13 protein-coding genes and 1 tRNA gene are annotated in these 13098 nt (G+C 40.9%); 6 read left to right on the forward strand and 8 right to left on the reverse strand.

Annotated features, from left to right (window positions below; genetic code table 11):
- Positions 1-14: 14 nt before the first annotated feature.
- Positions 15-776, reverse strand: a complete 762-nt coding sequence (locus IGI49_RS09040) for a TrmH family RNA methyltransferase (protein ID WP_429964242.1) — start codon at positions 774-776, stop codon at positions 15-17.
- 89 nt (positions 777-865) lie between these two features.
- Here IGI49_RS09040 and IGI49_RS09045 point away from each other — a divergent pair, with 89 nt between their 5' ends.
- Complete coding sequence (locus tag IGI49_RS09045; RefSeq protein ID WP_429964243.1) at positions 866-1138, forward strand: acylphosphatase; 273 nt, start codon at positions 866-868, stop codon at positions 1136-1138.
- A gap of 105 nt (positions 1139-1243) precedes the next feature.
- On the forward strand, positions 1244-2167 hold the full coding sequence (gene yidC, locus IGI49_RS09050; RefSeq protein WP_429964244.1) for a membrane protein insertase YidC: 924 nt from the start codon (positions 1244-1246) through the stop codon (positions 2165-2167).
- Between the two features lie 91 nt (positions 2168-2258).
- Here yidC and IGI49_RS09055 read toward each other — a convergent pair whose 3' ends face one another.
- From IGI49_RS09055 to IGI49_RS09065, 3 genes are all read right to left on the reverse strand, one after another.
- Positions 2259-2678, reverse strand: coding sequence for a DUF2000 domain-containing protein (locus IGI49_RS09055; RefSeq protein WP_429964245.1), 420 nt, complete (start codon positions 2676-2678; stop codon positions 2259-2261).
- Positions 2668-3510: a helix-turn-helix domain-containing protein gene (locus IGI49_RS09060; protein WP_429964246.1), complete on the reverse strand. Its 843-nt coding sequence runs from the start codon at positions 3508-3510 to the stop codon at positions 2668-2670. The genes IGI49_RS09055 and IGI49_RS09060 overlap by 11 nt, the downstream gene beginning before the upstream one ends.
- Positions 3511-3666: 156 nt before the next feature.
- Positions 3667-3738 (reverse strand) — tRNA-Glu (locus IGI49_RS09065).
- 164 nt (positions 3739-3902) lie between these two features.
- Between IGI49_RS09065 and IGI49_RS09070 the strand changes: the two genes are divergently transcribed.
- From IGI49_RS09070 to IGI49_RS09085, 4 genes are all read left to right on the forward strand, one after another.
- On the forward strand, positions 3903-4532 hold the full coding sequence (locus IGI49_RS09070; protein ID WP_429964247.1) for a helix-turn-helix transcriptional regulator: 630 nt from the start codon (positions 3903-3905) through the stop codon (positions 4530-4532).
- Positions 4533-4544: 12 nt separating this feature from the next.
- Positions 4545-5363, forward strand: a complete 819-nt coding sequence (locus IGI49_RS09075) for a pyruvate, water dikinase regulatory protein (RefSeq protein WP_207704797.1) — start codon at positions 4545-4547, stop codon at positions 5361-5363.
- A gap of 12 nt (positions 5364-5375) precedes the next feature.
- On the forward strand, positions 5376-7301 hold the full coding sequence (locus IGI49_RS09080; protein WP_429964248.1) for a fructose-1,6-bisphosphatase: 1926 nt from the start codon (positions 5376-5378) through the stop codon (positions 7299-7301).
- A gap of 76 nt (positions 7302-7377) precedes the next feature.
- Positions 7378-8319: an AEC family transporter gene (locus tag IGI49_RS09085; protein WP_429964249.1), complete on the forward strand. Its 942-nt coding sequence runs from the start codon at positions 7378-7380 to the stop codon at positions 8317-8319.
- Between the two features lie 45 nt (positions 8320-8364).
- Here IGI49_RS09085 and glyS read toward each other — a convergent pair whose 3' ends face one another.
- The 4 genes from glyS to hisIE all read right to left on the reverse strand — a co-directional run bounded on the left by glyS (position 8365) and on the right by hisIE (position 13088).
- Positions 8365-10443, reverse strand: a complete 2079-nt coding sequence (gene glyS / locus IGI49_RS09090; RefSeq protein ID WP_429964250.1) for a glycine--tRNA ligase subunit beta — start codon at positions 10441-10443, stop codon at positions 8365-8367.
- A gap of 2 nt (positions 10444-10445) precedes the next feature.
- Positions 10446-11336, reverse strand: a complete 891-nt coding sequence (gene glyQ, locus IGI49_RS09095) for a glycine--tRNA ligase subunit alpha (RefSeq protein ID WP_207704793.1) — start codon at positions 11334-11336, stop codon at positions 10446-10448.
- Between the two features lie 280 nt (positions 11337-11616).
- Positions 11617-12441 (reverse strand): histidinol-phosphatase HisJ family protein, encoded by an 825-nt coding sequence (locus IGI49_RS09100; protein WP_429964251.1) that lies wholly within the window; start codon positions 12439-12441, stop codon positions 11617-11619.
- A gap of 11 nt (positions 12442-12452) precedes the next feature.
- The gene (gene hisIE, locus IGI49_RS09105; protein WP_429964252.1) at positions 12453-13088 is read right to left on the reverse strand and encodes a bifunctional phosphoribosyl-AMP cyclohydrolase/phosphoribosyl-ATP diphosphatase HisIE; all 636 of its coding nucleotides are present in this window, start codon (positions 13086-13088) and stop codon (positions 12453-12455) included.
- Positions 13089-13098 lie beyond the last annotated feature (10 nt).

Here is a 13098-nt window from a genome sequence, read left to right on the forward strand (position 1 = left end):
ATTTTTCTTCACAATCACTTAATTAACTTAAACATTAAGATGCCCGCAGCCACCGCAACGTTCAAAGACTCTGCCTGACCCTTGATAGGAATATAAAGATTAGCATCTGTCATGGCTAACAAATCCGGACGCATTCCTTGCCCCTCATTGCCCATCACTAAAGCAAAATCAACCTGTACATCCACTGTCTGATAATTTTTGGCGTTTTTGTCTAAGGCGGTTCCGAAGATGGTGAATTTCTGCGATTGCAACTCAGAAATCAGTTCTGGCAGCTTTCTGGAAACTACTGCCAAATGAAAATGACTGCCTTGCATGCTGCGCAAGGTTTTGGGATTATATAAATCAACCGTGCCTTCACCTAAGACAACTCCGCTAAAGCCGGCAGCATCTGCAGTTCTAATCATTGTTCCGACATTCCCTGGGTCTTGTACCTGATCCAACAACAGCCATGCCCCAGTAAACTGTTCGATCGTATCCTCAGTCATGGAAACAACAGCTGCCATCCCCTGAGGTGTCGGTTGATCCGCTAGCATTTTCAGTATTTCATCGCTAACTAAATAATACTCAGGAAAACGTTCAGCCAGCCAATCGGCCCATTCCTTTTGCCCTCGCGGATTGACAAAAACCTCTTGAATTTCCGCCCCCGCATTAAAAGCTTCCTGCACTAGGTGAAAGCCTTCCAGAATATAGGAATTGGTTTGCTGACGATATTTTTTTTGCTGCAATTTTTTGATTTCTTTGATAAATGGATTTTTGTTTGATTGAATTTCTTTCAACTTGCGTCACCTCTTTGGCATTATAGCACGCGATTTCTTGTCTCAGCCAGCAAAACTCGTTATGATAGTAAAAAAGGAGGAATCAGATCATGAAAATGCATATTAATGTAACTGGACGTGTCCAAGGTGTCGGCTTTCGCTATACTACACAACTACTGGCTCAGGAAATTGGTATTTCCGGAACTGTAAAAAATGAAGACAATGGCAGCGTAACGATCAAAGCTATCGGCTCAAGTGAACAAGTGGATACCTTCTTAGAAAAGATTAAGCAACCGCCCCATTCCTTTGCTCGAGTAGACCACATGGAAAAGTATGAGGACTCCTCCATTAAAGATCGGGATAAATTCTCTGTAATCTATTAAGAAAACGTTGAATCCATCGGCTTTTTTTGAAATACAATTGAAAAGGGGTCCGATCTTTAGTATAGTATTCCCTGTGTGAAATTTTATTAGCAGAGGAAGAATTAAATGAATAAAATGAAAAAATGGCTTCTTGGAACGGGTCTCCTAAGTCTTGTGGTATTTCTATCTGGCTGTGTTCGTATGGGCAGTGACGGAAAACCAGATACATCAGGTATTGTTTATCGTTTCCTAGTTGTTCCTTTAGAGAGTTTTTTGGAGTGGATGGTTCAAAACTTTAATTGGTCTTACGGCTTGGCAATCATTGTTTTAACCATTATCGTGCGATTGATTATTATGCCTTTAGGAATCAACCAATCGAAAAAATCACTAATTCAAACAGAAAAAATGCAATCGATTAAGCCTCAAGTGGACGCCGCTCAAGCAAAATTAAAAGAAGCTTCAACACCTGAAGAGCAAGCACAGGCCCAAAGAGAAATGCAGGCTGTCTACAAAGAAAACAATGTTAGCATGATGGGCGGCATTGGTTGTCTACCGTTGCTGATCCAAATGCCTATTTTCTCAGCTTTGTATTATACTGCCCGTTTTTCTACCGGGATTCAGAGCTCTGTGTTTTTAGGTATTGATTTAGCAAAACCAAGTTATGTATTGGTTGTTGTTGTTGGGATTGCCTATTTGCTGCAAAGCTACATTTCTTTGATTGGCGTTCCTGAAGAACAGAAAAAGACGATGCGCAGCATGATGATTGCTTCACCATTAATGATTGTCTTCATGACCTTCAGTTCACCAGCTGGTGTGGGACTATACTGGGTAGTCGGGGGTATTTTTAGCTGTATCCAAACCTTCATCACCAATGTATTGATGCGTCCAAAGATCAAGGCAAAAATTAAAGAAGAATTGGCGAAGAATCCACCGAAGCAAGTTGTAACACCACAAACCATGAAAAAGGCTGAGCCGATTAAGCCTAAAGCGGTCAATCAGCCGAAGAAATCTGCTAATGGTCGTAATTCTGGTAAACAAAAACGTAAATAATTCATTGAACCTAGCTCACTGCAGCTAGGTTTTTTTGTCGCAAAAAAAGCTTTGCCGACTCGAATAATCACGAATCAGCAAAGCTTCTAACTTATCTCAGTAAAGGCAAACTGCCGGTTAATTGATTCACTTGTTTTTTAGGACCAAAAAAGGTTAAACCAAAATACTGCAGCGCTGATTCAGGAATATTCTTCATCTTCTCAATATATTCCTCATAGGTCTTACAGCTCTGAGCAGCATCAAAGAAATCAACCACTGTTACCTGTTCAAACTTCGAGTCTTGCATTTTCTCTTTCAATTCTCTCAGAAACGCTTTATTACCTTTTAAAATCGGAATCGGAAATTCAATCACTCCTTGATGCTCGTAACCGGTTTGATCATAGACATTTCGACCCACCACCTCTGGGAATAGTTTGCCAATCGTAACGCCCATTACTGCTGTACTGTTCGCAATAATCCCGATAGGCATCTTCTCATCTACTACCATGACACATTTTCGTTCATTCGTCATACAGATCCTCTTTTTCCTTCATTTTTAAAAAGACAGACTGGTACTGGCTCGGGGTTAGTCCAATTAAACGATTAAAATAATTTGCAAAGTGACTTTGGTCGTAAAAACCCGTTTGCTGAGCCGCTTCTAACAAGCTTTTTCCTTGCTCCAACAGCTTCTTCGCTTTATCAATGCGCAACGTTTCTAAATAGCGATAAGGCGTAATCCCCTTGTAACGAGTAAAATTGCGAACCAAAGAATGCTTATTCAGATGAGCAATTTCACTTAATTGATCCAGAGTAATTTTCTCACCATAATGCTGTTCTAAATAGTCGCACACTCGCTCTACCTCTTGCTTGGCAAAAAGTGGTTCGGTTTGTTCCATGGAAGTAAAATTTTGCAGAAATTCCTCCATCAATAAATAAAAGAGTAATTCCTTTTCACCTTCCTCTTGTTCAGCCATCACCAGTTGATGTACTCTGGTAAAATCATCAACCGTGCTAGGTTGCTTTTGAACAGGCTGAAGAAAATGAGGCAATTCTTCCACGGCTCCAATCTCCTGCATGATGTGACTCATCTTTCCCTTTTTAATGTTAAAACAGCGATAGGTCAAGCATCCGGCAGAAATTTCTTCGCAGCTATGCCTATCGTAAGGATTGAAGGTCAAGAGATCGCCTGGTCCAATCATATATTCCTGTTGATTCACCACCAAACGACGATCCCCTGCTTCGATTAGACCAATTACATAATAGTCATGAAAGTGATTAGGGAAATTTTGCGAAACGCCAGTAAAAGTATACGCCTCCAGCTGTAATTGCTTGTCGTAACAAATCACCTTTTTGGCTTGTGCCATCGCCCGGCCTCCTGTCTTTTACCTAGTATACAAAAGAGTATACACTGCCGGCTTGGAAAATATTGACTTTTTTCGTGAGCTGCACACCTCAACTAGTTTTTGTTTCAAAAAAAGCTGCCGCAATCGTTAATAAAAAACGACTGCCGCAGCACTGTATAACCTGTACGGGATTTGAACCCGTGATTCCGCGCTGAGAACGCAGCGTCTTGACCCCTTGACCAACAGGCTATTTAACCAAAAATAGTATAACGCTTATCGCCTTTTTCGTAAAAGATTTTGTTTTATCGATACAAAATAAATATGCGTTTATTCATCTGTTTATGTTGTTTATATAGCGAATAAGTGTATAATATTTGATGTACGAATGAATCACTGTACTATAGGAGGAACTTATGAAGCTATCAGAACGGCAAGAGAAAATCATCGAAATAGTAAAAAAAGAGCAGCCGTTAAGCGGAGAAAAGATTGCTGAAAATCTAGGTATCTCACACGCAACTTTGCGTACAGACCTTTCTTTTCTAACTATGGCCGGTATGCTGGAGGCCAGCCCCAAAGTTGGGTATACCTATACCGGTGTCGGCATCGAACAATTCTTGTTCGATAAGATCTTTTCAGTGAAAGTTGGTGATATTATGCTCTCACCACTGCTGACTCCGCAAGACACCTCAATCCACGATGCAATTACTAATATGTTCATGTATGATGTCGGTTCTATTTATGTGACAGATAAGGAACAGCATCTCGTTGGACTATTGTCGCGAAAAGATTTATTGCGGGCAGCCTTGAACAGCAATCTGCAGAATACACCGGTTGCGGTGGTTATGACCCGTGCACCACATATCCGGACCTGTACAAAAGAATATACCGTCTTAGAAGCTGGCGCAGTTTTGCTGGATTACCAAGTGGATTCTTTGCCGGTGGTCAGCGATGACGATCCGAAAAAAATCATTGGAAAAATTACAAAATCACGCATCTTCAATTATATTATGCAGCAAGCGAAACAAACAGAAACTAATCGATAGGAGAAAATAATAATGAAAAAAAGTGTACCGTTGTATATGATCTCTGATGCCGTTGGCGAAACTTCTTTAAAATTGGTGAATGCTGTTACTGCACAATTTCCTGATGTTGAGTTTGATACTTCTTATCGTTTCCCGTTCATGAAGGACGAAGAAGAGCTGAAAGAAATTTTAAGTGATGCTCTAAAGGACGGGGCGATTGTTGTTACAACTTTGGTTAGCAGCAATTTAACGAAGATTGTTGCTGATTTTTGCGATCGAACTGGCTTACAATATATGGATTTAATGTGTCCTTTTATGGAAATCATTCATCAAAAAACCGGTATTGCTCCTTTACAAGAGGCAGGTACCGTCCACAAACTGAACCAAGAATATTTTAACCGAGTGGAAGCCATTGAATTTGCAGTGAAATATGATGACGGAAAAGATCCAAAAGGCTTTATGGAAGCCGATATCGTTTTGCTGGGAATCTCTCGCACTTCGAAAACACCGTTAAGTATGTATTTGGCTAATAACCGCTATAAAGTGGCTAATCTACCTTTAATCCCAGAGGTTCCCTTACCTGAACAAATTAAGGATGTTCCAAAGGAAAAACTGGTAGGCTTAATTATTGAACCCGAAACACAACAAAAAATCCGTACCAGCCGTTTGCATTCATTAGGTCTGCAGGAAAATTCTCGTTATGCCGACATTAAACGAATCAAAGACGAGCTTGATTATGCTTTAGGTGTCTTTGATGATTTAGGGGCATTCTCACTTGATGTAACCAACAAATCCATTGAAGAGGCAGCTACCCTGATTGCTGAACACATGGATAGCCATTTGCCAAATTAATTGGAGGTTTTTATGCTGTCTACCCGTGAAAAATATTACCAAATGCTGGAAAAAGAATTCACTACCAAGGAAGCAATCTTGACTGAATTAATTAATCTGGAAGCAATCATGCACTTGCCTAAAGGAACCGAATTGTATATCAGCGATATTCACGGTGAGTACGATGCCTTTAACCATATTCTGCGTACCGGAGCTGGTAACATCAAGGAGAAAATCAGCGGCCTGTTTCAGGACCGTTTGACTTCCCATGAAAAAGACAAACTGACTATTTTAGTAGCTTACCCACGAGAAGCATTAGCAAGCAATACCTTCTTCGATCATAAGGATTGTTCCTGGTATCGCAAAAAAATACGCCAATTGTTAGAATTGCTGAGCTATTCTTCAACCAAATATACTCGTTCAAAGGTAAGAAAGGCTTTGCCAAAACAATATGCTTATATTATTGAAGAGTTAATGTATACTGACACTAATTATCAGGATAAAGCTGATTACTTTGACCAAATCATGTCTCATCTTTTGGAGCTGGATCAGGGTGAACCTTTCATTATAGCTTTATGCAACAGTATTCAGCGCTTAGTCTTAGACCATCTGCATGTCGTTGGCGATATTTACGACCGTGGACCGGCCGCCGACAAGATTATGGACCGTTTATGCCAGCAGCCCTCCGTCGACGTTCAGTGGGGCAACCACGATATTTTATGGATGGGTGCTTACGGCGGCTCTCGCGCCTGCCTAATAACCCTGCTGCGAATTGCTGCCCGTTACAATTATCTTTATGAAATTGAACAGGCTTATGCCTTAAATCTGCGTCCTTTGTTTATGTACGCTGAAGAGCACTATGAAAAAAATCCGGTCTTCACACCCAAAGAAAAAAATTGCAGCGCAGACTATTCCATCGAAAGTTTAGATACGCTGGAAAAGGTTCACCAAGCTTTATCTATTTTACAATTTAAACTGGAAGGACAGCTGATTCAACGTCATCCCGAATTTGAGATGGAAGATCGTTTAATGTTTAATCAGATCAATTTCAAGTCCAATACAATCAAACTGGGCAAAGATACTTACCCTTTGCAGGGCAGCTGTTTCAAAACAGTGCAAAAGGACCCTTATGCCCTTACTCAGCAGGAATATTATGTAGTGGATATGCTGATGGCCTCTTTCCAAATGTCGGTCAAAATGCAAGAACATATGAATTTCTTACTGGACAAAGGCTCCATGTACTTGGTTTACAATCAACACTTGCTGTTCCATGGTTGTATTCCATTGGATGAAAAGGGGAACTTCCTACCCCTAAAAGTTGGCAAGGATCTTTATGAAGGCAAAGGCCTGCTGGAGTTTTTCGAAAACCAAATCCGGTTAGGTTGCAATGATCAAAGTACAGATAATCCACATGCTGATTGGATCTGGTATTGCTGGACTGGTAAAATCTCACCCCAATTTGGAAAGAGTGCCATGACAACCTTTGAGCGCTACTTCATCAATGATAAAAAGACGCATTTGGAAGTAAAAAACAGCTACTACTCTTTCCGGGATAAAAAAGAAATCTGCGAAATGATTTTAGAAGAGTTTGGTCTTTATTCACCCGCCTCTCGTATCATCAACGGTCATACACCGGTGAAGGTGAAGGGCGGCGAATCACCCATTAAAGGTGAAGGAATGCTGTTTGTGATTGATGGCGGTCTTTCTAAGGCTTATCAGAAGACTACTGGCATTGCTGGGTACTCGCTATTGAACAATTCCTATGGCTTCCAATTGGTTACTCATGAACCCTTTACCTCGGTTGAGAATCTGCTAGAGAAGCAATCTGATCAAACCTCTTTGAAAAAAGTAATTGATCATGAACTGACCCGTATTCTGATTAAGGACACGACAGTTGGTTTAAGCATTGAGGAGCAGATCGAAAATTTGACGGGTTTGTTATTGTATCAAAAAAACTAAGAAAATTTTCACTCCTCTTCCAATTCATCTTGTTGGGAGAGGGGTTTTTCGGTATAGTTGAAGCGAGGTGTTGTTCATGCTATCTGCATATATCAATATATTTTTAATTTTTGCTTTAATGTTTATCGGCTATTTTTTGACCTATAAACAGTGGTTTACCAACCAAGTGGGGGATGTTTTCTCCAAATTGGTGCTGCAAATTGCCCTTCCCTGCAATATGTTTTTGAATATTACCAAGAACTTTTCCCGTGAAGAATTTTTGCAATTATTCAGTGGAATGATTATTCCGCTTATTTCCATGCTGCTGACCTTTGCCTTCAGCTACCTATATGTCAAACTATTCAAGGTTTCAGAAGGTCGCCAAGGAGCCTTCGCCACAATGTTTACTTGCTCCAATACGATTTTTATTGGCTTACCGATTAATTTAGCTATCTTTGGTGAGAAATCAGTGCCCTATGTCCTGCTCTATTACATTGTGAATACTACCTTATTTTGGACCATCGGGATCTATTTGATAGCCAAAGACCATCCGCAAATTGAACAAGCAACGGTTCATTTTCATCCGTTGCAGGTTCTAAAAAAAATATTCTCACCTGCTCTGTTAGGATTTTTAGTGGGCGTTGGCTGGGTACTGCTTAGCCTGCCTATGCCGAATGAAGCTGCGACCTTTTTTGCTTACTTAGGTAATTTAACTACACCCTTGTCAATGTTTGTCATCGGAATCATCGTGTACAATGTAGGAATTCGAAACCTTAAGCTGAATAAGGACATTCTTGGCGTTTTAGTAGGCCGTTATTTGCTGTCCCCGTTAATTGTTTGGTTATTGGGGCAATGGATTCATGTCCCTGAGCTGATGCTGTCTGTCTTTATCATTCAATCAGCCATGCCGGTACAAAACTCCGTACCGATCCTCGCTCGATCTTACGGCGGTGATCAGGAATACGCTGCTTCTTCATTAGGCTATTCGGTTCTATTGTATCTTGTGTATATCCCAGTGCTATTAAAACTCATTTTATAATGCAAAAAAACCTTCAGACGCGTTTGTCTGAAGGTTTCTTTCTGCTTATTTTGTAATGATTTTATCGATACTTGCTAGAGCTTCCGCCATATCAGCAATCTGTGCTAATTGAGTTAATCGGTTATTGCGGACTTTTTCGTCTTCTGCCATAACCATCGTTTCGTTAAAGTAGCGCTCAATCACCGGACGCAGGTTTGCTAGCATTTCATAATTATCTGCCATGGATTGATCGCCAAACTGATCACAAGCAGATTTTACCGCAGCAAATAATTCTTTTTCACTCTCATTTTCAAAGAGTTTTGGATCAACCTTTTGACCAACCGCTTCAGTATTTACTTTCTTAGCTAAGTTGATTACCCGAGTTAAAGCTTCCATCGATTCCTTGAAATCAACATCCTTAACATGTTGACCAAAAATACGAGCCGTTTCAAAAATTTGGGTTAAGTCATCCTGCTTCGATGCCAATACTGCATCAATCAAGTCATGACGGATATTTTGCAGCTGCAGACGTTGGCGTAAACGGCCTTTGAAGAAGTCCACTAATGCTTGTTGATCTTGATTGAAATGAATGCCAAAGCTGGCTTCATCTGCATTAATTGCTTCAGCCACTACTTGCTGAACTTTTCGGAATGGGAAACTCCAGCCTTTGTTTTCAATAATACGTACAATTCCATAAGTTTGACGACGCAAAGCATATGGGTCGTTTGAACCACTTGGAATCATTTCTACCGCAAAGAAGGCTAAAATACTGTCCAGCTTGTCAGCTACTGCTAAAACTGCTCCGATACTCGATTCAGGCAAATCACCTTCAGCTGAAATCGGCAGGTAATGCTCTCGAACAGCCTGAGCAACTGCTGGTTTTTCCCCTTGCAGCAACGCATATTTCTCACCCATGATCCCTTGTAATTCAGGGAATTCACCCACCATGTTAGTGACTAGGTCAAACTTATAAATCTCGGAAGCTCGCTGCAAATCAGTTAATTCGTCCTCTGTTAAGCCTACTTGCTTACCAATCAGCTGACTAATTTTGCCAACCCGCTGCATTTTTTCATAGATGCTGCCGATTTTTTCATGGAAGGTTACGTTTTTCAGTTTTTCAACACAAGCATCAATAGAGAGCTTTTTGTCCTCTTCGTAGAAAAAGTCCGCATCCTCCAAGCGAGCGGTTAGTACTTTTTGATTTCCTTTAATGACATTGTCCAGCTTAACATTATTCCCGTTACGTACAGAAATAAAGTGAGGAAGCAAGATTCCTTTTTGATTACGAACATCAAAATAGCGTTGATGTTCCTTCATGGAAGTGACTAAAACTTCTTCAGGAACGGATAAGAAGCGCTCTTCGTAGTCGCCCACAAAAACAGTTGGATATTCAACCAAATTACTTACTTCTTCTAAAAGATCCGCATCCAGATCAATTTGCCATTTATTCTCGGCAGCCAATTGATTGATTTGATCAATAATCATTTGTTGGCGCTCTTGGGCATTCGCAATGACAAATTGTTCCTTCAATTTTTCTTCGTATTCTTTTGGCTCATTGATTACCGCGTTGTCACCTAAGAAACGATGTCCGCGGGTTTCACGACCCGTTTTCACATCTAAAATTTCAAAAGGGATCACTTCTTCATCCAATAAAGCGACAATCCAGTGAATTGGACGAATGTATTCAAAAGTAGTATCGCCCCAATGCATAGTTACTGGGAAGGTCATACTAGTGATAACTTTATCTAATTGCGTTAACACTTCGTTGCTTTCTTTTCCATGAATATACTTCGTTACATAAACATATTCGACACCATTCACTTCACGGAAAGTAATCGCATCCGTGGTCAAACCTTGCCCACGAACAAACCCTTCTGCTGCCTTGCTCCAATTCCCCTCTGTGTCCTGAGCAATCTTCTTAGCTGGCCCTTTAACTTCTTCTTGAACATCTTCTTGACGATCAGGAATATTGGTTACTCGAATCCCCAAACGACGAGGGGTCGAAAAGCTTTCCACTGAATCAAAGGTTAAACTATTTTCTTCTAAAAATTTCACTACACGTTCTTCCAGCTGTTTACTGCTGGGCCAAACCACATGGGCAGGCATTTCTTCTAAACCGATTTCTAATAATAGATCTTTTGCCATTTTTATTTGCCCTCCTCATGATTTAACAATGGGAATCCTAATTTTTCACGTTCTGCCACAAAGATTTTCGCAACAGCTCGTGCCATATTACGAATACGTGCCAAGTAGCCTGCCCGTTCAGTGACTGAAACGGCTCCGCGCGCATCTAGTAGGTTAAAGGTATGACTGCATTTTAAAATGTAATCATAGGCCGGATGCACTAAATCTTCATCAATGCATCGTTGTGCTTCCTTTTCGAATTTATCAAAGTTATCCAGCAGCATCTTTTGGTCACTAACTTCAAAGGAATATTTTGAATGTTCATATTCTGGCTGCTTGAAGATTTCGCCATATTTTACATCATCTGACCATTGCAGATCGTAGACACTTTCCACTTCTTGAATATAAGAAGCCAAACGTTCCAAACCATAAGTTAATTCAGCTGTTACAGGATGACAAGGTAGTCCGCCAACTTGTTGGAAATAAGTAAATTGGGTGATTTCCATTCCATCTAGCCAAACTTCCCAGCCTAGTCCTGCACAGCCCATTGATGGGTTTTCCCAGTTGTCCTCTACAAAGCGAATATCATGCTCCAGTGGATCAATTCCCAGTAAGCGCAAGCTGTCTAAGTACAGCTCTTGAATATTCTCTGGTGAAGGCTTCATCACTACCTGAAACTGATGGTGCTGATACAAACGGTTGGGATTTTCTCCGTAGCGTCCATCCGCTGGCCGACGTGATGGCTCCACGTAAGCTGCCCGCCAAGGTTCTGGTCCAATTGCCCGTAAAAAGGTATAAGGACTCATCGTTCCGGCACCCTTTTCTGTGTCATAGGCCTGCATCAGCATACAACCATTGTCGGACCAAAATTTTTGCAATGTCAAAATAATGTCTTGCATGGATCGTTTACTCATTTATTTTCCTCCTTGAATGTTCTAAAAACATGAAAAAGCCCTATGTCTGCAATAGACATAGGGACGTATTAACGCGGTTCCACCCTACTTCCAAGTCAAAAAAACTTGGCAGCTTTCAACTACTGTGCTCACAAACGCCGGGAAAATTCATATCACATTCGGCTTCCACTGACCCGAACTCGCTTCACTGAGGGATGAACTTCTTTTTTTGCTCAACGCACCTATTCAACTTGCTACTATAATATCGACTTTTCCTATGGTTTGTCAAATCGTATTTAGCTTAAAACGAAATTTTTTGAAATTCGCCATCCTTTAATTGAACCGTCGAGGTAAAACCTAAGGACTTCAATAGTTCACCAGTCTCTTTAAAATGAAAATTTAACGTATTTGTTTCATGACTGTCACTAGTGACAATCACCGGGCATTCTCTTAACTGCAGCTGCTGCAGCAAGAAACAATCCGGATAAGGCTGTGTTCGCCAATTACGAGAAATGGCTCCAGTATTCACTTCTACCAAACCGCCATAGGATTGAACCAAATCAATTACGTTATCTAATGCCTTCAAAGCAATCTTCTGGTATGCGCTGCTTTTATCATCAAACCAAGAGGCCTTCTCATTGAACTTTGTAATCAGATCAAAGTGCCCGACGATTTTCGGCTGATGCTGTTGAATATGACTCACTACGGTGTCGTAGTAGTCCTGAATCATTAACAGATTGTCGCCGCCATACCAGTCCCGCAAAGTTTCCATCAGCGTTTCTGGACTTTCATCAACTGAACGATAGACGCCATTTCTTGGTGGTAAGTAATGCACCGACCCCACAAAATAGTCATAGCCAATCTGTGGATCTGGACTATAGTAGTCCCATTCCAAACCTAAACGAATCGTCAAATAATCCTTGAATTGCTCCTGCAGTCCATGGGCCTCCTTTTGGTACCCTGATTCATCAGCAACGCCAGGACAAGAAGGATCAAAGGGTGCTGAAGAATGGCTGGTAAAGCCTAAGTCAGTAAAACCTAATTGAATAGCTGCCTCAGCCATCGATTGCATCGTATCCTTACCATCACACCAGGTGCTGTGGGTATGTGCGTTTGAATAGAACATGAAACTTCCCCCTATTTTAACGTTTCTTGCTTCACCTTATGATCGACGACATGCCGTTTGGCTAATTCCTGCTGAACCTCTTCTACCGTAATGCCCATTTCCACTAAAAGCACTAGCATATGATAAGTTAAATCCGCTGCTTCAAAAACAGTTTCCTGACGATCTGCCTTCATTGCTCCAATAACAACTTCGGTAGATTCTTCACCAATTTTTTTCAAAATCTTTTCTAACCCCTTATCGAACAAGTAGCTGGTATAACTACCTTCCTTTGGTGACGTCTTGCGCTCCTTAATTAATTGATAAAGATCAGTTAGTTGAACTTTCTCCTGCTCCTGCTCACCAAAAAGCTGTTCAGTAAAGCAGCTTTCTGAACCAATATGGCAGGCAGGCCCATCCTTGGTCACCTTAGCAACTAAGGCATCTTGATCGCAATCAGCGGTCAAAGAGACTAAATGCTGGTAGTTCCCACTAGTTTCTCCTTTGCGCCATAACTCTTGACGGCTGCGAGAATAAAAGGTCATTAAACGATCCTTCAACGTTAAGGTTAAACTTTCTTGATTCATATAAGCCAAGGTCAAGACTTGATTGGTTTGGGCATCCTGTACAATAACTGGGATTAAGCCTTGTTCATCAAATTTCAGTTCCATCTGCTTCCTC

Origin of the sequence: Enterococcus sp. AZ071, from assembly GCF_050499065.1 — a bacterium.
GTDB lineage: Bacteria > Bacillota > Bacilli > Lactobacillales > Enterococcaceae > Enterococcus_A > Enterococcus_A ferrettii.